General features: G+C 72.0%; 19 protein-coding genes. 13 read left to right on the top strand and 6 right to left on the bottom strand.

Translation table 11 applies throughout. The features are described 5' to 3' along the window. The first annotated feature begins 30 nt into the window (after positions 1–30). Complete coding sequence (locus NQU55_RS13815) at positions 31–282, top strand: SCO4226 family nickel-binding protein (RefSeq protein ID WP_168095735.1); 252 nt, start codon at positions 31–33, stop codon at positions 280–282. 18 nt (positions 283–300) lie between these two features. Here NQU55_RS13815 and NQU55_RS13810 read toward each other — a convergent pair whose 3' ends face one another. Further along, on the bottom strand, positions 301–771 hold the full coding sequence (locus NQU55_RS13810; RefSeq protein ID WP_168095734.1) for an ATP-binding protein: 471 nt from the start codon (positions 769–771) through the stop codon (positions 301–303). 222 nt (positions 772–993) lie between these two features. Between NQU55_RS13810 and NQU55_RS13805 the strand changes: the two genes are divergently transcribed. The 9 genes from NQU55_RS13805 (at position 994) to NQU55_RS13765 (ending at position 11,373) form a co-directional block, all read left to right on the top strand. Then, complete coding sequence (locus tag NQU55_RS13805; protein ID WP_206329982.1) at positions 994–1,812, top strand: hypothetical protein; 819 nt, start codon at positions 994–996, stop codon at positions 1,810–1,812. 172 nt (positions 1,813–1,984) lie between these two features. Next, positions 1,985–2,734 carry a YcnI family copper-binding membrane protein gene (locus NQU55_RS13800; RefSeq protein ID WP_256790614.1) on the top strand — a complete coding sequence of 250 codons (750 nt, stop codon included), beginning with the start codon at positions 1,985–1,987 and terminating at the stop codon, positions 2,732–2,734. Positions 2,735–2,817: 83 nt separating this feature from the next. Next, positions 2,818–3,471 (top strand): SCO family protein, encoded by a 654-nt coding sequence (locus NQU55_RS13795; protein WP_168096446.1) that lies wholly within the window; start codon positions 2,818–2,820, stop codon positions 3,469–3,471. Next, positions 3,471–3,947 (top strand): copper chaperone PCu(A)C, encoded by a 477-nt coding sequence (locus NQU55_RS13790; RefSeq protein ID WP_168096445.1) that lies wholly within the window; start codon positions 3,471–3,473, stop codon positions 3,945–3,947. The genes NQU55_RS13795 and NQU55_RS13790 overlap by 1 nt, the downstream gene beginning before the upstream one ends. Positions 3,948–3,953: 6 nt before the next feature. Next, positions 3,954–5,912, top strand: coding sequence for a copper resistance CopC/CopD family protein (locus NQU55_RS13785; protein ID WP_168096444.1), 1,959 nt, complete (start codon positions 3,954–3,956; stop codon positions 5,910–5,912). Further along, entirely contained in the window at positions 5,912–7,441 is a 1,530-nt protein-coding gene (gene efeB, locus NQU55_RS13780) for an iron uptake transporter deferrochelatase/peroxidase subunit (RefSeq protein WP_256790613.1), read from the top strand. Before NQU55_RS13785 ends, efeB begins: the two co-directional genes overlap by 1 nt. A 141-nt stretch (positions 7,442–7,582) precedes the next feature. Continuing rightward, the gene (pheA, locus tag NQU55_RS13775; protein WP_168090759.1) at positions 7,583–8,518 is read left to right on the top strand and encodes a prephenate dehydratase; all 936 of its coding nucleotides are present in this window, start codon (positions 7,583–7,585) and stop codon (positions 8,516–8,518) included. Positions 8,519–9,188: 670 nt separating this feature from the next. After that, positions 9,189–10,466: a serine--tRNA ligase gene (gene serS, locus NQU55_RS13770; RefSeq protein WP_168090760.1), complete on the top strand. Its 1,278-nt coding sequence runs from the start codon at positions 9,189–9,191 to the stop codon at positions 10,464–10,466. Between the two features lie 88 nt (positions 10,467–10,554). Further along, positions 10,555–11,373, top strand: coding sequence for an HAD family hydrolase (locus NQU55_RS13765; RefSeq protein WP_256790612.1), 819 nt, complete (start codon positions 10,555–10,557; stop codon positions 11,371–11,373). On the opposite strand, the gene NQU55_RS13760 is transcribed toward NQU55_RS13765, so the two are convergent. Then, positions 11,345–12,115 (bottom strand): rhomboid-like protein, encoded by a 771-nt coding sequence (locus NQU55_RS13760; protein WP_372504713.1) that lies wholly within the window; start codon positions 12,113–12,115, stop codon positions 11,345–11,347. The genes NQU55_RS13765 and NQU55_RS13760 overlap by 29 nt on opposite strands. A gap of 107 nt (positions 12,116–12,222) precedes the next feature. On the opposite strand from NQU55_RS13760, the gene NQU55_RS13755 reads away from it, so the two are divergent. The 3 genes from NQU55_RS13755 (at position 12,223) to NQU55_RS13745 (ending at position 15,268) form a co-directional block, all read left to right on the top strand. Next, complete coding sequence (locus tag NQU55_RS13755; RefSeq protein ID WP_168090761.1) at positions 12,223–12,933, top strand: FadR/GntR family transcriptional regulator; 711 nt, start codon at positions 12,223–12,225, stop codon at positions 12,931–12,933. 50 nt (positions 12,934–12,983) lie between these two features. Next, positions 12,984–14,258, top strand: coding sequence for a CynX/NimT family MFS transporter (locus NQU55_RS13750; RefSeq protein ID WP_168090762.1), 1,275 nt, complete (start codon positions 12,984–12,986; stop codon positions 14,256–14,258). Positions 14,259–14,320: 62 nt separating this feature from the next. Beyond that, positions 14,321–15,268 (top strand): aminoglycoside phosphotransferase family protein, encoded by a 948-nt coding sequence (locus NQU55_RS13745; RefSeq protein WP_168090763.1) that lies wholly within the window; start codon positions 14,321–14,323, stop codon positions 15,266–15,268. 40 nt (positions 15,269–15,308) lie between these two features. Here the strand turns inward: NQU55_RS13745 and NQU55_RS13740 are convergent, their stop codons facing one another. Genes NQU55_RS13740 through NQU55_RS13725 form a run of 4 tightly spaced genes read right to left on the bottom strand, consistent with a single transcriptional unit; the run spans position 15,309 to position 18,809 of the window. Further along, complete coding sequence (locus NQU55_RS13740; RefSeq protein ID WP_168090764.1) at positions 15,309–16,028, bottom strand: ABC transporter permease; 720 nt, start codon at positions 16,026–16,028, stop codon at positions 15,309–15,311. Positions 16,029–16,043: 15 nt separating this feature from the next. Continuing rightward, complete coding sequence (locus NQU55_RS13735; protein ID WP_168090765.1) at positions 16,044–16,955, bottom strand: ABC transporter ATP-binding protein; 912 nt, start codon at positions 16,953–16,955, stop codon at positions 16,044–16,046. Further along, a complete protein-coding gene (locus NQU55_RS13730) occupies positions 16,952–17,851 on the bottom strand; it encodes an ABC transporter permease (RefSeq protein ID WP_168090766.1) in 900 nt (299 codons plus the stop codon). The genes NQU55_RS13735 and NQU55_RS13730 overlap by 4 nt, the downstream gene beginning before the upstream one ends. Beyond that, positions 17,841–18,809, bottom strand: coding sequence for an ABC transporter ATP-binding protein (locus tag NQU55_RS13725; protein ID WP_372504712.1), 969 nt, complete (start codon positions 18,807–18,809; stop codon positions 17,841–17,843). Before NQU55_RS13725 ends, NQU55_RS13730 begins: the two co-directional genes overlap by 11 nt. Between the last annotated feature and the right edge of the window lie 40 nt (positions 18,810–18,849).

Raw genomic sequence — 18,849 nt, 5'->3', positions numbered from 1 at the left:
ATAGGGCGCACCCAGGGAGGTGTGGGAGCCATGAGCAAGTACATGGACGTCCATCACGGCATGAAGGGCATCACCGCCGACCAGCTGCGGGAAGCGCACCGCAGGGACCTGGCCATCGAGGCGGAGGAGGGCGTGCACTTCGAGCGGGCCTGGGCGGACCCGAAGTCGGGCACCGTCTACTGCCTGTCCGAGGCGCCCTCGGCGGATGCGGTCAAGCGCGTCCACGCCCAGGCCGGGCACCCGGTCACGGAGGTCCATCCGGTACCGCTGACGATCGAGTGACCATCGGCGAAACGGCGATCACGACGCCCGGAGCAGTGCCGCGTCCTCTCTCCACTTGAGGATCTTGTCGAAGGTGACGACGGCCCCCTGGCGGCCCGGGCGGTTGCGCACGCGCACGTGGTCGGTGAGCGACTCGATGAGGAAGAGACCCCTGCCGTGCTCGTCCTCGGCGGGGGCCAGGGCTCGCGGCGGCTGCGGGCGCGGCCGGCGGCGTTCGTGTGAGCGGGGCTGCTCCGGGAAGCCCGGGCCGGAATCGGTGACCTCGATGCGGCAGGTGTCGCCGTCGATGAACGCCGTCACGAGATAGCCCGTGGAGGAATCGCCTCCGTGCTCGACGGCGTTCGCACACGCCTCGCTCAGGGCGAGCGAAAGATCATAGGAAATGTCGGGGTCGACGCCGGCCGTCTCCATCGCACCGATCAGCAACCGCCGCGCGAGCGGAACGCTCGCGGCCTCCCGCCGCAGATGGAGTGACCACCAAATGCTCATGCTCAGCCTCCTGGCCGCGGCTCGACATACCGATACGTATAGCCAGCGCTGACGCCCCGTAAGCCTCCGGAGCGTGTGAGACCGCTCATTCGGACGACGCGCCCGGCGGTTGCATCGGTGTATGGCAGTAGACGGAAGTGCGCCGGTGCGCCCCTGCCGGGTGGAGATCGAGCGCCCCCTGCTGTAGGGGAGGGGTAAGCCCGGTGGGATGATGGCGCAGCCATGTCTCACCCCGTCGGGCGTGTCGGCGCCGATCTGCGACTGATCCGGGCCGCGGTGTTCACCGCGGTCTGCGTTCTGCTGTCCGCGGGCGGGCATGTGCTGGCGTCGTGCGCGAAGGTGCCGCTGTGGACCCTCGCGGCCGGCTTCGTGGCGGTGTTCGCCGTGGCGGTGCCGCTGGCGGGGCGGGAGCGTTCGCTGCCGTCGATCGCCGCGGGTCTGGCGGCCGGGCAGCTCGCGCTGCACACGCTCTTCGGCATCGGCCAGCAGGCGGCCGGGGTGTCCGCGCGGCAGACGGCCACCGAAGGCCGGCTGATCACCTTCGCCTCGAAGCTGGTCTGCAACCAGCCGCACCTGATGTCCGCATCCGACGCCCGCCGCGTCATCACCGACGCGGGCCTCGACCCGGCCGTGCACCCCCTGCAGCAGTCGGGGGCGGCGGTCACCGGCGCGGGCTCCGGTACGCACTCCGCGATGCCCTCCGGCTCGCTGCTCGACGCCCTCCCCCTCTCACTGCCGATGCTGCTCGGCCACCTGCTCGCGGCGCTCGCCGCGGGCTGGCTGCTGCGGCGCGGCGAGGTGGCGCTGTGGCGCGTGGTCGCGCTCTCGGAGCGGTCCGCGCGCGAGGTCGCGGAGACCTCTCTCGTACGGGCGCTGCGCACCGCTTTCGCGCTCGTGGGCACCTTGAGGGAGACGGCTTCCGGGAAGCCGCCGGCCGCCGGTCCGCGCCCGTCCGGGGACGAGGAGCGGCCCGCGACGGAGCCGGTGCTCCAGCACTTCGTGATCAGGCGGGGCCCGCCGGCCTTCGCTCTCGCGGCCTGACGACGCGACACCCCTTTCCCTTCCCCCTAGCAGCCGAGCGCCTCCCGCTCTGCAGCGCGCTCGCGCACGTCCGTACACACGGCGCATTCCGGGCAGGAGGGTGGGTCGCACGGTCGTCGCCGCACGCGTGCCACCCCCCTTCACCGATTCCTCCTGCCCCTGGAGCGTCCCCATGAACGCCAAGACCGCTCGCCGCCGCCTCCCTGTGATCGGCGCCGTCGCCGCCGGCACCGTCCTGCTCCTCGCCGGCCCCGCCGCCGCGCACGTGAGCGTCCAGCCCGGCACCGCCGAGAAGGGCGGCTACAGCACCATCGCCTTCAAGGTGCCGAACGAGAAGGACAACGCCTCGACCGTGAAGCTCGAGGTCACCCTCGACCCGAAGCACCCGCTCTCCTCGGTGATGCCCCAGCCGGTCCCCGGCTGGGAGGTGAAGGTCGAGAAGACCAAGCTGGAGAAGCCGCTGCAGACGCACGGCAAGACGATCGAGGAAGCCGTCAGCAAGATCACCTGGACCGGCGGCAAGATCGAGCCGGGCCAGTTCCAGCAGTTCCCGCTGTCCGTCGGCAAGCTGCCCGAGGACGCCGACGAGCTGGTCTTCAAGGCGCTCCAGACGTACTCCGACGACGACGTCGTCCGCTGGATCGACGCTTCGAAGCCGGGCGGGGCCGAGGCCGAGCACCCCGCGCCCACCCTGAAGCTCGTCGCCAAGGCCGCCGCCGACGGCAAGAAGGCGGACGCCAAGGACGGCGCCAAGGACGCTGCCAAGGGCGATGACAAGACCGAGAACGCGTCCCGGAAGACCGACGAGGGCGACGGCGGTTCCGACACCACCGCCCGCACGCTCGGCATCGTCGGCATCGTCGTGGGCGCGGCGGGCGTCGCCTTCGGCGTGCTCGCCGGGCGCCGCCGCCCGACGGCCTGACGCACGGACCGGCCGGGCGCCGGGCCCCTCACCGGGCCGGCGCCCCGCCCCGCACCACCGACCCATCTCTGGAGAAGAGCTCCATGCGCACCCGCATACTGGGCGCGGCCCTGGCCTCGGCCGCCGCGCTCACGCTGACCGCCTGCGGCGGCGGCTCGGACGACGGCGGCGACAAGCCCCTGGCCGACGTCTCCGCTGCGCCGAAGAAGGCCGCGATCACCCTCGACACCCCGAAGACCAAGCCCGACCTGGTCCTCACCGACACGGACGAGAAGAAGTACGAGCTGGTCAACGCGACCAAGGACCGCCCGCTCCTCCTCTACTTCGGCTACACCTACTGCCCCGACGTGTGCTCCACGGTCGTCGCCGACATCGCCGCGGCCGAGAAGACGCTGTCCAAGGAGGACCAGGAGAAGCTCCAGGTCGTCTTCGTCACCACCGACCCGGAGCGCGACACGCCCAAGCGCATGCGCGAGTGGCTGGACGCCCAGGGCGGCAAGGACATCGTCGGCCTGACCGGTGACTTCGCCACCATCCAGGCGGCGGCGAAGAGCGTCGGCATCTTCGTGGAGAAGCCGAAGAAGGAGAAGGACGGCTCCATCACCGTCAGCCACGGAGCCGAGGTGGTCGGCTTCTCGCCGAAGGACAACGGCGGGCACTGGATATACACCACCGAAACCAGCAAGGACCAGTACTCCAAGGATCTCCCGAAGATCATCAAGGGGGAGAACCCGTAATGCGCAAGACCACCGCCGCCACCGCCGCCACCCTGCCGCTCGTCCTCGCCGGAGGGCTCCTGCTACTCACGGGCTGCCAGTCCGAGAAGAACGCCCTGGCGTCCGACAAGCCGCAGCTCTCGGTCAGCGGCGCCTACCTGCCGCAGCCCGCGATGACCGACATGGCCGCCGCCTATCTCACCGTCGGCAACGACGGCGGCAAGGCCGACCGGCTCACCAAGGTCACCAGCCCGCTCTCCGGTGACATCACCATGCACACCACCGAGGGCTCGCAGATGAAGCACGCGGCCGCGCTCGACGTGCCGGCCAAGGGCGAGCTGAAGCTCGCGCGCGGCGGCTCGCACCTGATGCTCGGCAAGCTCGACCACAAGCCGAAGGTCGGCGAGAAGATCGAGTTCACGCTGCACTTCGCCACCGCCGGACCGGTCAAGGTCAAGGTGCCGGTGGAGTCCACGACGTTCCGTCCCAAGGACTGACGTGCGATGAAGACCCTGACCGCCGGGCGGCTGCTGCCGGTCCTCGGCACGCTGCTCGCCGCGCTGCTCTGCGCGCTCGGGCCCGGGGCGGGCAGCGCCTCGGCGCACGCCGCGCTGACCTCCACGGACCCGGCCTCCGGGTCGGTGGTACCCGTCGCGCCCGAGAAGGTGAAGCTCACCTTCTCCGAGGGCGTCCTGCTCAGCGCCGACTCGGTGCGGGTCCTCGACCCGCAGGGCAAGCGCGTCGACGAGGGCAGGCCGGCGCACGTGGACGGCAAGTCGAACACGGCGTCCGTCGGGCTCGCCGGCGGAATCGCCGACGGCACCTACACGGTGGCCTGGCAGGCCGTCTCCGCGGACAGCCACCCGGTGGCCGGGGCCTTCACCTTCTCCATAGGAGCGCCGTCGAAGACGGCGGCGAAAGTGACGACGGCCGAGGCCGACCCGGTCGTCGACGCTCTCTACACCACAGGTCGCTACGCGGCCTATGCCGGTTACCTCCTCCTCGTCGGCGGCTGCGTGTTCGCAGGCGTGTGCCGCTCCTCGCGGCCGGTGCAGCGCATCGCGGTCGGCGGCTGGATCGCCCTCTTCGCCGCGACCTCGGCGCTCCTGCTGCTGCGCGGCCCGTACACGGGCGGCAAGGGCATCGGCGCCGCCTTCGACCTGACCCTCCTCGGTGACGTCCTGGCCACCAAGCCGGGCGCGGCGCTGCTGTCCCGCCTGCTGCTGCTGAGCGCCGCCGCGGTCTTCCTCGCCGTCCTGTTCGGCTCGTACGCCCGCGAGGACGGCGACCGCACGGGCATGGAGCGCCGCGACGTCGCCTACGGGCTCGCGATCGGCGGCGCGGTCGTCGCCGTCGGGCTCGCGGCGACCTGGGCCATGGCCGAGCACGCCTCGGCGGGCCTGCAGCCCTGGCTGGCGATGCCGGTCGACGTCCTGCACCTGCTGGGCGCCGCTGTGTGGCTGGGGGGACTGGCCTCCCTCCTGGCCGTGCTGTGGACGGGGGAGCCGGTGCGGCGGGCGGACGTGCAGCGCTTCTCCCGGCTCGCCTTCACTTCGGTGTGCGTGCTGGCAGCCACCGGTCTCTACCAGTCCTGGCGGCAGGTCGGCTCGTGGGGCGCGCTCACCGGCACGGAGTACGGCCGCTGGCTCCTCCTCAAGGTCGCGCTCGTGGCGGGCATGCTCGGCCTCGCGTACTTCTCGCGGCGCTGGACGGGCCTGCTCACGGACCGCCGCCCCGCGGCGAAGAAGGCGGCCCCGTCCGCGAGGCCGGCCCAGGCCAAGGCGGTTCAGTCCAAGACGGCTCAGTCCAAGACGGCCGGGCAGGCCCGTGCCGCCAAGGCGGCGGGCTCCACCCGGGAGGACAAGGACACCTCTCCCGAGCGGGCCGCCCAGCTCGCACGCCAGCGGGAGGCCCTGGAGAAGGCCGCCGGGCAGCGGCGGCGCGACGCGGACGAAGGGCGCAGCGGGCTGCGGCGCTCCGTCCTGGCCGAGGCCGGGGTCGCCGTCGTCGTGCTCGCCGTCACCACCCTCCTCACCGGCACCCAGCCCGGGCGGGCCGAGACCGAACAGCGGCAGGCCGCCTCGTCGGGCGGCGCCCGGACCACCGCGCCGGACGCCTCCGGCCCGGCCGAGGTGAAGATCCCGTACGACACCGGTGGCACGAACGGGCGAGGCACGGCCGTCGTACGTATCGATCCGGCGCGCTCGGGCAACAACTCCCTCGACGTCTCCGTGACCGACCCGGCCGGCAAGGCCGTCGACGTACCGGAGCTGGAGGTGTCCTTCACCGAGACGCGGAAGAACATCGGCCCGCTGCGCACGTCCCTCAAGCGCGGCCCGGCCGGCCGCTGGCAGGCCTCCGGCTTCCAGCTGCCCATGGCCGGCGAGTGGCAGCTCACCCTGACCGTACGGACCTCCGACATCGACCAGATCACGGAGATCAGGAACGTGAAGATCAACTGATGACTGAACGATCCCAGGACGAAGAGAAGACCTCCCGCGGCCCGCAGGCCGGGAAGGCCCCGCAGGCCCCGCAGGCCCCGCAGGCCCCGCAAGCCACGCAGGCTGAGAAGGCCGGGAAGGCTGAGAAGGCCGAGAAAGCTGCACAGGCGGTGAAGGGCACGAAGGCTGCCAAGGCGGGTAAGGCCGCCGGCCGGGCCGTGAAGGAGGCCAAGGCCTCCGCGCCGGCGGGAGGCGCCGGGGCCGCGAAGACGGGCCCCGGCCGGGGCGAGCAGACAGGCCGGCCCGCGCAGGCCCGCGCCGCGCACGGCGTCAGCCGCCGCCGGCTGCTCGGCACGGCCGGCGCCGCGGGCGCGGCAGGGCTCGTCGCGGGCGGTGCGGCCGGGGCGTTCGCCGGCGAGACCGTACGGAAGGACCCGGCCCCGCTGAACGGCGTCGGCTCCGCGAGCAGACCCTTCCACGGCGCCCACCAGTCCGGGATCGCCGATCCCGCGCAGACGTGCGGCCACATGGCCGCCTTCGACCTCGCCCCGGGCGCCGACCGCAAGGCCGCAGCCGCGCTGCTGCGGCGGTGGTCGGCGACCGCTGCCGACCTCATGGCCGGGCGGACGCCCCAGGGCGACGGCTCCGGCGTCGCGCTCGACGCGGGCCCCTGCTCGCTGACCGTCACCTTCGGCTTCGGCCGGACCTTCTTCGACCGGACCGGGCTCGCCGCGAAGCGGCCCGCCGCCCTGGAGCCGCTGCCCGCCTTCACCGCCGACGCCCTCGACCCCAAGCGCAGCGAAGGCGACCTGTGGGTGCAGATCGGCGCCGACGACGCGCTCGTCGCCTTCCACGCGCTGCGGCTGCTCCAGCAGCAGGCCGGGAGCGCGGCGCGGCTGCGCTGGCAGATGAACGGCTTCAACCGGACGCCGGGGGCCACGGCGCAGCCGATGACCGCCCGGAACCTGATGGGCCAGGTCGACGGCACCAACAACCCCAAGCCGTCGGACCCCCGCTTCGCGGGCCACGTCTACGTGCCGGAGGACCGCGGCGGCGCGGACGCCTGGATGGCGGGCGGCTCGTACGCGGTGGTGCGGCGCATCCGCATGCTCCTCGACAGCTGGGACAACCTCTCCCTGGAGCGCCAGGAGAAGGTGATCGGCCGCCGCAAGTCGGACGGCGCACCGCTGTCCGGCGGCACGGAGACGACTCCGGTGGACCTCGACAAGTTCCGTGAGGACGGGTCGCTGGCGATCGCGGGCGATGCGCACATCCGCGTCGCGTCGCCGGCGTCCAACCGGGGCGCGACGATGCTGCGCCGGGCGTTCTCCTACCATGACGGCTTCCTCGATGACGGGGCTCCGGACGCGGGCCTGCTGTTCGTCGCCTGGCAGGCGGACCCGCTGAAGGGTTTCGTGCCGGTGCAGCGGAAGCTGGACCGCGGTGACGGCCTCTCCCGCTTCCTGCGGCACGAGTCGAGCGGCCTCTACGCGGTGCCGGGCGGCTGCGCGCCGGGCGAGTACGTGGGGCAGCGGCTGCTGGAGGGATAGGGCCGGAGGGCTGAGGGCCCGCGGGGCCCGGCCGTGCTCCTCGCCCGCGGGGACGGACCGGGCCGGCGCTCAGCGCGCGGGGCCCGCCACAGGGGCGCTCGGTATCGTGGCGAGCCCCCAGACGATCGAGGAGCCAGCGTGATGTCGGCCAGCCGTTACACCTATCTCGGCCCCGAGGGCACGTTCACCGAGGCCGCGCTGCGGACGCTGCCGGAGGCGGCGACGCGGGAGCTGGTGCCGATGGTGTCCGTGCCGGCGGCGCTGGACGCCGTGCGGAACGGCGAGGCGGCGGCCGCCCTCGTGCCCATCGAGAACTCGGTGGAGGGCGGCGTCACCGCGACGCTCGACCAGCTCGCCACCGGCACCCCGCTGATGATCTATCGCGAGGTGCTGCTGCAGATCACCTTCGCGCTGCTCGTGCGCCCGGGGACCGGGCTGGGGGACATCAAGACGGTGACCGGCCACCCCGTGGCGCAGCCGCAGGTGCGCAAGTGGCTCGCCGCGCATCTGCCGGACGCGCTCTGGGAGTCGGCGGCCTCCAACGCGGACGGCGCGCGCCTGGTGCAGGAGGGGCGCTTCGACGCCGCCTTCGCCGGGGAGTTCGCGGCGGCCACCTACGGGCTGGAGCCGCTGGTCACCGACATCCACGACGCGCAGAACGCGCAGACCCGGTTCGTGCTCGTGGGCCGCCCGGCGCGGCCCGCGGCGCGGACGGGCGCGGACAAGACCTCCGTCGTGGTGTGGCTGCGCGACGACCACCCCGGCGCCCTGCTGGAGCTGTTGCAGGAGTTCGCGACGCGCGGGGTGAACCTGATGCTCATCCAGTCCCGCCCGACGGGCGAGGGCATCGGCAACTACTGCTTCGCGATCGACGCGGAGGGGCACATCACCGACCGGCGCGTGGGCGAGGCGCTGATGGGGCTGAAGCGGATCTGCCCGCAGGTGCGGTTCCTCGGCTCGTATCCCCGGGCGGGCGTGGATCCTGCGGAGGTGGGTCCGGCGCGCTACGGCACGTCGGACGAGGAGTTCGTGACGGCGGCGGACTGGCTGGTGCGCTGCCAGGACGGCCGGGCCTGAGCGGACCGCACCCGGGCCGGCCTCGCGTAAGCGGGAGTCGTTGGTGTCCACGTCTCGACGGTAGCCGTCGGCGCGGACATCCCCAGAGTTATCCACAGGGGGTTCTCGACCTGGGGATAAGTCGACAGATCGAGGCGCCCACGCCGCCCCGGGAATCGGTCAAGGTCGACAAATCGCTCTAGCCATAGGGTCGTCATCCACAGCACCTAGGTTCGCCCGATCGGGCTGCCCACACCGCACCCGTCAGCGGAATGTCTGCGAATAACCCTTTGGAGCGAGTCAATACCACCCGAATGAGTGGCTGGGCGAGGTTTGACCAAGGAATACACGGCGCAGGACAGAAGCGGACGGAACGTTCGATTCCGGCATCCACAGATTTCACGCACAGCCTGTGGACAAAGAAAGCGGAGGAGCGCCTTCCTGTGGACAAGGAGCGGCCCAACTCCCGCCGCCCGCAAGCGGATCAGCAGCCCGCACCACCGCTATGCCCACTTTTCGGCAAAAGCGCGGCCATTCCCCCAGCCGTCCGCTCCGACGGCTTTTCAGCACCTTCCGGATCACCTGCGGCTCTGATTATTCACAGCCTTTTCCAAGTACCCAAAATGGGGCAAACCACCATCAAGAGGAATATGCCGTCGAGTGATCGCGTCCGCAACGGTAGCCTGGAGGGGTGATTGACCTTCGCCTGCTTCGTGAGGACCCCGACCGTGTGCGCGCCTCTCAGCGCGCCCGTGGAGAGGATGTCGACGTCGTCGACGCACTGCTCTCCGCCGACGAACGGCGCAGGTCGTCCAGCGTCCGCTTCGACGAACTCCGCTCCGAGCAGAAGGCGCTCGGCAAGCTCATCCCCAAGGCCGCCGGCGACGAGAAGGCCGCGCTGCTGAAGAAGGCCGGCGAGCTGTCCGCCGCCGTCAAGGCCGCCGACGCCGAGCAGGACGAGGCCGCCGCCGAGGCGCAGCGCCTGCTGCTGCAGATCGGCAATCTGGTCCACCCCGACGTGCCGCGCGGCGGCGAGGACGACTTCGTCGTCCTGGACACCGTCGGCACGCGGCGCGACTTCGCCGCCGAGGGCTTCGAGCCCAAGGACCACCTGGAGCTCGGCCAGCTGCTCGGCGCGATCGACGTCGAGCGCGGCGCCAAGGTCTCCGGCTCGCGCTTCTACTACCTGACGGGCGTCGGCGCCCTGCTGGAGCTCGCGCTCGTCAACGCCGCCATCGCCCAGGCCACGGCCGCCGGCTTCACCCCGATGCTGACGCCCGCCCTGGTCAAGCCGCGCGCCATGGAGGGCACGGGCTTCCTCGGCCAGGCCGCGCAGGACGTCTACCACCTGGAGAAGGACGACTTCTACCTGGTGGGCACGTCCGAGGTGCCGCTCGCGGCGTACCACATGGACGAGATCCTTGAGGCCTCCCAGCTCCCGCTGCGCTACGCCGGCTTCTCGCCGTGCTTCCGCCGCGAGGCCGGCACGTACGGCAAGGACACCCGCGGCATCTTCCGCGTCCACCAGTTCGACAAGGTCGAGATGTTCTCGTACGTCGCGCCGGAGGACGCCGAGGCCGAGCACGCGCGCCTGCTGGAGTGGGAGAAGCAGTGGCTGAACAGCCTCGAGCTGCCCTACCAGGTGATCGACGTCGCCACGGGTGACCTGGGCGCGTCCGCCTCGCGCAAGTTCGACTGCGAGGCGTGGATCCCGACCCAGGGCAAGTACCGCGAGCTCACCTCGACCTCCAACTGCGACGAGTTCCAGTCGCGGCGGCTGTCCGTCCGCCTGCGCGACGGCAAGACCGTCAAGCCGCTGGCCACCCTCAACGGCACGCTGTGCGCGGTGCCGCGCACGATCGTGGCGCTGCTGGAGAACCACCAGCAGGCCGACGGCTCGGTGCGCGTGCCCGAGGTGCTCCGTCCGTACCTGGGCGGGCGCGAGGTGCTGGAGCCCGTCGCACGGTGAGCGGCGCAAGCGCGGCCGCCGGGGCGCGCCCGGCAACGAAACCCGCACCTCTGCGCCGCACAGGCGGAGAAGCGAACGGAACAACACAGTGAGCGACGGCCCTGGTTCCCCGCTGCCCTACCGTCTCGTCGCGACCGACCTCGACGGCACCCTGCTGCGCTCCGACGAGACCGTCTCGGAGCGCACCCGGTCCGCCCTCAAGCTGGCCACGGAGGCGGGTGCCGCGCACATCGTCGTGACCGGCCGGGCCGTCCCGTGGACGCGCCACATCCTCCAGGAGCTGGACTACCAGGGCCTGGCGGTGTGCGGGCAGGGCGCGCAGGTCTACCACGCGGGCGAGCACCGGCTGCTGACGTCGGTGACGCTGGACCGGCGGCTCGCCGGGCTGGCCATCGCCAAGATCGAGGCCGAGACCGGCCCGCTGCACCTCGCCGCGGGCCGCGACGGCCTCGACGGCCAGGTGCTCGTCACCCCCGGCTACCGCATCCAGGAAGGTCCCCTGCCGGCCGTCCCGGCCCACGACCGGGACGAGCTCCTGGCCGAGCCGCTCAACAAGCTCTACCTGCAGCACCCGGAGCTCGACGACGACGCCCTGGCCGAGGCCGCGCGGGCGGCGGCGGGCGACCTGGTCGGCGTGACGATGGCGGGTGCGGGCATCGTCGAGCTGCTGCCGCTGGGGCTGAGCAAGGCCACCGGCCTGTCCCTGGCCGCGCGCCGGCTCGGGATGAAGCCGGCCGACACGATCGCCTTCGGCGACATGCCCAACGACATACCGATGTTCGGCTGGGCGGCCCACGGCGTGGCCATGGCCAATGCCCATCCGGAGCTGCGGGCCGTCGCCGACGAGGTCACCGGGTCGAACGAGGACGACGGGATCGCTACGGTCCTGGAGCGTCTCTTCGGCTGACCGGGTCCGGCCGGGCGGCCGCGACCGCCCGGCGCAGGGCTTCGGGCACGCGCGCGAAGTCCCATGCCGGGCAGCCGTGCGTGAACTGCCGGAAGCCCAGCCCGATGGACACGGCTATCGCGTGCCCCACGTCGGTGAACGTGCCGCCCGTGGCCAGCGGGAGGCCGAAGAAGAGCACCACTCCGGCGAGGTAGAACCACCGCCACGGCCGCGGCATCCGGTAGGTGAGGATCCCGGCGGAGGCCGCGAGCCCGTACGAGACGCCTATGTCGACGACTCTCCTCATCGACCGCGGCAGCGAGTGGTCCTCTATCGACATCAGCACGATCTCCTGGCTGATGAGCGTCGCCGCGATGTGCGCGAAGCCGACGGTGAAGAGCCACCGGGCGGTGCCGATCCAGCGCTCCACGTTCGCGTGCAGCGCCTCGAAGAGCGCGGCGTAGAGCAGGAACGACGAGGGGTTCTCGATCCAGAACCCGCTGATCAGAAGCGACTGCCACGGGTGCTTGGTGAGCTGGTGGAGGTTGCTGCTGGTGCGGTGCAGCAGGAACCTCTCCAGGTCCTGGCTCGCCGCGGCGATGACGAGGCTGGTGATGCCGATGACGAGCAGCCATATGTGCGTCCCCGGCGAGGAGCGGATCCAGGAACGGATCCCGGAGCGGGCCAGGGAAGCGGCGCGGGCGGCGACGGCCGGCCACCGGCCGGGCGTGCCGGAGCCGCGGCGCCCTTCCCGTCCACGCACCTTTCGACGGTAGCCGCCCGGCACCCTGGGCGCCTTGCGCGCGCAGTTGTAGGATGACTGGGCAATCGGGTGAATCATGTGCGGCCGAGGCCGGGACCGGAGGACGAATGGCACTGCGGGCAGCGGGACGGCAGTCCCTCGTGGACACCGTCGTGGATCAGTTGCGCGCCCAGGTCGCGGCCGGCGAGTGGAAGATCGGCAGCCGCATCCCGACCGAGCACGCGCTCGCCGAGCAGCTCCAGGTCGGCCGCAACACGGTCCGCGAGGCCGTCCGCGTCCTCGTGCACGCCGGAATGCTGCGCTCTCGGCAGGGCGAGGGCACGTTCGTGGTCTCCATGGCCGACCCGGCCGAGATCATGCGCGGCGTGCAGCGCGCCGGGGTGCGCGACGTGCTGGAGCTGCGCATCGCGCTGGAGGCGGAGGCCGCGCGCCTCGCGGCCGTGCGCCACGAGCCCGCCGACCTCGCCCGGATGAAGGCCGCCCTGGACGCCCAGACGGCGTTCGAGGACCCCGAGGGCCAGCCCGACTCCGGCAACCTGGAGCTCTACGCCGACCACGACGTCGAGTTCCACCGCGCCGTCGTGGAGGCTGCGCACAACAGCGCCCTGACCGCGACCTACGCCTGGTTCAGCAGCTCCGTGCGCGAGGCGCTGGTCACCGCGCTCGGTGACCGCGACATGCCGCGCATCATCCACGGCGACCACCACGCCCTCATGGACGCCATCGCCTCCGGCGACCCCGAGGCCGCCGCGCGGGCCGCCCGGGCCCTCCTGGAGCGCCCGAAGCAGGCCGTGGAGAGCCTCCTCGCCGAGAGCTGACCCGCACCATCCCGCGCCACCCCACCGCACGTCCCTGGAAAGGCACCCCCATGTCGGAAACGAGGCCGGACACACTCGACCCCCTGATAGACGCGGAGGAGGACACGACCCCCACGCCCCCGGTGGCCGCCGCGCGCCGCACCCTGCGCGCCCGCCCCGCGCTCGTCATGACCGGCATCGTCCTCGCCTCGCTCAACATGCGGGCCGCTCTCGCCGGCGTCTCGCCCCTCATCGGCGAGATCGGCGACCACTTCCACCTGGCGGCCGCGGCGAGCAGCCTCGTCACCACCATCCCGCTGGTCTTCATGGGCCTGGGCTCGATCGTCGCCCCGAAGCTCGCCCGGCGCTGGGGCACGGAGACCGTCCTGTGCGGTGCCCTCCTGCTGCTGTGCGGCGGCATCCTGCTGCGCATCGCGCCCCCGGTCGTCGCCCTGTTCGTCGGCTGCGCGCTCGTCGGCACGGCGACCGCCCTGCTCAACGTGCTGATGCCCGGCCTGGTGAAGCGGGACTTCCCCGACCGCGCCGCGAGCATGACCGCCTTGTACTCGACCACGCTGATCCTCGGCGCCACCGGCTCGGCCGCCCTGTCCGTGCCCCTGGAGAACGCCCTGGGCGGCTGGCAGGGCTCCCTGGCCTCCTGGTCGCTGCTCGCCGCCGTGGCGGCCGTCGTGTGGATCCCGCAGGCCGTCCTCGCACGGCGCGGCACCCGGCACGGCCGTGCGGCCACCACGCCCGTGCAGACGGCGCAGAGCGGTCCGAAGCTGACCCGGTCGCCCATCGCCTGGCAGGTCACGCTGATGATGGGCACCCAGTCGCTGATCGCCTACGTGTGCATCGCCTGGATGCCCACGGTGTTCACCGACGGGGGGATGAGCAAGAACGAGGCCGGCATGGTCTACGCCTTCTACACGCTGGTGCAGATGGCCGGTTCGTTCGTCGTGCCCATGGTCGCCGGCCGGATGCGCGACCAGCGCCTGCTCGGCGCCGGGGTCGTCGTCCTCATGGCCGCCGGGGTCACCGGCCTGCTGACCGCTCCCGTGGCGGGCGCGTGGGTCTGGGCGACGCTGATGGGCGTCGCGCAGGGCGGTCTGCTCGGCCTCGCCCTGACGCTGATGGTGCTGCGCACGCGCGACGCCCACACCGCGTCCCGCCTGTCGGGCATGGCGCAGACATGGGGTTACCTGCTCGCCTCCGTCGGCCCGTTCGCGATCGGTGCGGTCCACCAGGCGACCGACAGCTGGACGCTTCCCGTCTCCCTGCTGCTCGTCGCCTGCGCGGCACTGCTGCTTCTCGCCATGGGCGCCGGGCGCGATCGGAAGATCTGAGACGTTGGGTGGACAGGAGGCCCTCCGGGGCCTCCCCACCCGTCGTGAGGAGACCGTCGCCCATGCACGCCGCTCACCACATCACCGTCCCGGCGGAACTCGCCGGGTTCCACGAGGATTTCGACGGGGAGGCCGGCCGCTCCTGGGTCGCCGCTCTGCCGGAGCTCGCGGCCCGCTTCCTCAACCGCTGGGGCCTGCGGATCGACGGGCCGGCCTCGCACGGCATGGTCGCCCTCGTCCTGCCCGTGCTGCGGGAGGACGGCACCCCGGCGGCGCTCAAGCTCCAGCCGGTCACCGACGAGAGCGCCGGGGAACCGGCCGCCCTGGGTGCCTGGAACGGTGACGGGGCGGTCGCGCTCCTCGACCACGACGCCGCGACCGGCACGATGCTGCTGGAACGGTTGGACGCCAACCGTTCACTCTTGTCCATACCGGATGCCGAAGCCGCACTGCAGACGCTCGCCGAGCTGCTGGGGCGGCTCCTGAAGGCTCCCGCGCCCACCGGGCTGCGCTCCCTCGGGGACGTCGCCGGGGCGATGCTGAAGGACGTCCCCACGGCGCTGCCGGAGCTGCGCGACCCCTCGGAGCGCCGACTGGTCGAGACGTGCGCCGGGGCCGTCCGGGAGGTCGTCGGCGAGCCGGGCGGTCTGCTGCTGCACTGGGACCTCCACTACGCCAACGTCCTCGCCCCCGTGCCGGGCTCCGCGCGCGAGCCGTGGCTCGCCATCGACCCCAAGCCGCTCGTGGGCGACGCCGGCTTCGAACTGCTGCCCGCCCTGCACGACCGGTGGGACGACATCACCGCGACCGGTGACGTACGGCGGGCAGTGCTGCGCCGCTTCGACCTGATGACCGACGTCCTGGGGCTGGACCGGCGGCGGGCGGCGCGCTGGACGCTGGGCAGGGTGCTGCAGAACGCCCTGTGGGACGTCGAGGACGAAGAGGACGCGCTCGCGCCCGAGCAGGTGGAGATCGCCCGGGCGCTGCAGCGTTATGCCGTACGGGATTGAGGCTCGGTTGCTGCCGGTGTGAGCCTCGGGGGGATGAGGCTCACTCTTCCCCGGCGAGCGTCAGGGAGCGCAGCTTCCGGCCCGCGAACCACGTCGCCGCAACCGTCACACCGGCGAGCAGGGACAGGGCCAGCGGCAGGCCCACGTCCGAGGAGACGGCGCCCTCCACCCCGATGCGCTGGGCGAGGGCGAGCGACCACTGCTGGACGCTCAGGGTGCGCGCGCCGGGGACGAGGCTACCGAAGAGCGACTCCCACACCAGCGCGTAGACCAGGCCCGCCACGACGGCGTGCCGGGTGAGGGTGCCCAGCAGCAGGAACATCGCGCTGTAGGCGATGGAGGCGACGACCGCGGCGACGGCGTAGGCGACCGCGATCTGCTGGCTGTTGCCGTTGAGGACGAAGCCGGCGATGAGCGTGGGAACGGCCGAGAAGACGGCGGTGACGGCGATCGCGACGATCAGCTTGGTGAGGATGATCGTGGGGCGCTTGACCGGCTTGGACAGCAGGTAGACCACGGAGCCGTCGTCGATCTCCGGGCCGATCGCGCCGGTCCCGGCGACGACGCCGATGAGCGGGACCATGGTGGCCAGCGCGAGGCCGCCCAGCACGCTGCCCGCGGTGCCGTCGTCGGCGCCGACGAGGACCCGGACCACGACGGAGACGCCGATCAGGAGGGCGGGCAGCCCGAAGAGGATGAAGGCACGGCGGCGGCCCAGGAGGCCCCGGTAGGTGAGCCGTGCGACGGTGGCGTTGAACATGGCGCTGGGCTCCTTTCAGGCCGCGACGAGGTACGAGAAGACCGATTCCAGGGACTCGTCCGAGGGCGAGACCGTCAGGAGCCGGATGCCGTGCTCCCGGGCGACCCGGGGCAGCAGCGCGGTGAAGCGCCCGAAGTCGACGGCCTGGATGCGCAGGGCGCCCTCTTGGACGTCCACCTCGATGCCCGCCGTCGACGGGTCGGCGATCAGGGCGGCGGCGAGCGTGCGGTCGTCGCTGGAGCGCACGAGATAGCGGTGCGGGCGGTCGGTCATCAGCCGGCGGATCTTGCGGAAGTCGCCGGAGGCGGCGTGCCGGCCCGCGACGACGACCTCGATGTGGGTGGCCAGCTGCTCGACCTCCTCCAGGATGTGCGAGGAGAAGAGCACGGTGCGGCCCTCGGCGCCCATCCTGCGCAGGAGCTCCATCAGCTGCATGCGCTGGCGCGGGTCCATGCCGTTGAAGGGCTCGTCCAGCAGCAGTACGGAGGGCTCGTGGACGAGCGCGGAGGCCATCTTCACGCGCTGCCGCATGCCCTTGCTGTACGTGCTGATCGCGCGGTCCTGGGCGTACTCCATCTCGACGGTGGCGAGCGCCCGCTGAGCCTCGGCGGCGCCCAGCCCGTGCAGTTCGGCGTTGGCGCGGACGAACTCCAGGCCGGTGAGGAAGTCGTACATCGCCTCCCGCTCGGGAACGATGCCGATGTGGCGGTAGATCTGCTCGTTGCGCCAGATGGGTGCGCCGTCGAGGGTGACGGTGCCGGTGGAGGGGGCGAGGAAGCCGCCCATCATGTTGATGAGGGTGGACTTCCCGGCGCCGTTGGGGCCGAGGAGGCCGGTGACGCCCGGGCCGACGGTCATGGAGACGTCGTTGACGGCGACGACGTTGCCGAACCAGCGGGAGACGTTGTCGATGCGGATCGAAGTCACAGCCCGACCTTTCGGTAGCGGCTCATCAGCACCCCGTAGGAGCCGGCGATCAGGGCGGCGGTGACGAGCAGGTAGACGAAGCCCGCCGCGGTGCTCGGCCCGTGGCCGTCGGGGAAGGCGGAGGTCGCGGAGAGGAACGCCGACTGCACGCCGTCGATGAGGGTGATGGGCGAGAACAGGCCCATCCAGCCGATCGCGTCGGTGTTGTCGCGCTGCAGGGCGATGTTCTGGACGGTGCTCACCACCCCGTAGGAGATGGTCAGGACGGCGATGACGGCGGCGACGCCGAAGCCACGGCGCGGGGTGAGCGCGGCGACCACCAGGCCGATGCCGGCGAAGAGCAGGGAGAGCAGTGCCACGGAGACCAGTCCTTGGGCGAACCCCTTCGTCTGGTCCGCGAAGTCGAGCTTGGCGAGCAGGGCGCCGACGTAGAGGATCAGCAGGGGCGTCGCGGTGAGGATGAACAGGGCGGAGAACATCGCGGCGAACTTCGCGGTCACGTAGTCGACGCGTTCGATGGGGCGCGAGAAGTACAGGGGCACGGTCCGGAAGCGCAGGTCGCGCGAGACGGACTGCGGGGCCTGTGCCGCGACGTAGAGGCCGATGACGACCTGCATGATGATCGCGTAGCGCGTGTACTCCACCGGCAGCTTGTTGAGCTTGGTGGCGACCGTGACGGCCACCATGATGGCGGCGGGCAGGCACATCACGCCGAACAGGATCATCGGCAGCACCTTGGACTTCGCCGACCGGCCCAGGCCGTACGCGCCGCGCAGGCTCTGCGAGAAGAGCGAGCGGCGGGCGTAGGAGCGGCCGAGGCGGGCACCGGAGTAGTTGCGGTAGCCGATGTTGTGGATGACGTCCTGCGCGGGCGCGGAGGCGGTCTCAGGCGGCATCGGTGCTGCCCCTTTCGTGTGCGCTCTGGAAGACCTCCGCGATGCGGTGGCGGCGCTGCTCCATGCGGATGAGGCCGAGGCCGAGATCGGCGACCGCGTCGCGCACGGTGTCGTAGGTGTCGTCGCCGGTGACGTCCACGAGGAGGACGTGGCCGGAACCTGCTGCAGCGAACTCCCCGGCCTGGCCGATCGGCTGGACGGCGAGGCCGGCCGCGGCGAGCGCGGCGGCGAGGGCCGCCGTGCCGTCCGGGTGGGTGTCGGAGTCGGTGACCTCGACCGCGACGGAGGCCGTGGCCTGGGTGAAGTCGCTGGTCGAGGAGGAACGCAGCAGCTTGCCGCCGTCGATGACGACGACGTGGTCGCAGGTGCGCTCCAGCTCGCCGAGCAGGTGTGAGGTGACCAGCACCGAGATGCCGAAGTCGGTGTGGATGCGGCGGATCAGGCCGAGCATCTCGTCGCGGCCCACGGGGTCCAGGCCGTTGGTGGGCTCGTCCAGGAAGACCAGCTGGGGGTCGTGGACGAGGGCCTGGGCCAGCTTGACCCGCTGCTTCATGCCCGTCGAGTAGCCGCCCATGGGGCGGTAGCGCTCCTCGTACAGGCCCACGTGGCGCAGCGTGTCGGCGGTGCGCTCGCGGGCCGCGGTGACGGGCAGGCCCGACATCCGCGCCATGTGGACGACGAACTCGGTGGCCGACACGTCGGGCGGCAGGCAGTCGTGCTCGGGCATGTACCCGACCCGCTCGCGGATGGCGGCGCCCTCGGTCGCGATGTCGAGGCCGAGCACGCTGGCGCGGCCCTCGGTGGCGGGGGACAGCCCGAGCAGGATCTTGATCAGCGTGGACTTGCCGGCTCCGTTGGCGCCCACCAGGCCGGTCACGCCCGGCGTGATGTCGACGGACAGCCGGTCAAGAGCGGTCACCCGGGGGAACCGCTTGCTGAGGCTTTCGGTAGCGATCACAGTCACACCTTCGAAGGTAGTGGCGCGTACCACACCAGGC

It is taken from the genome of Streptomyces telluris, assembly GCF_024519335.1.
GTDB classification, from domain to species: Bacteria; Actinomycetota; Actinomycetes; order Streptomycetales; family Streptomycetaceae; genus Streptomyces; species Streptomyces telluris.
The sequence above is the reverse complement of the archived record's forward strand: the minus strand, read 5'-3'. Positions and strand labels throughout refer to the sequence as shown.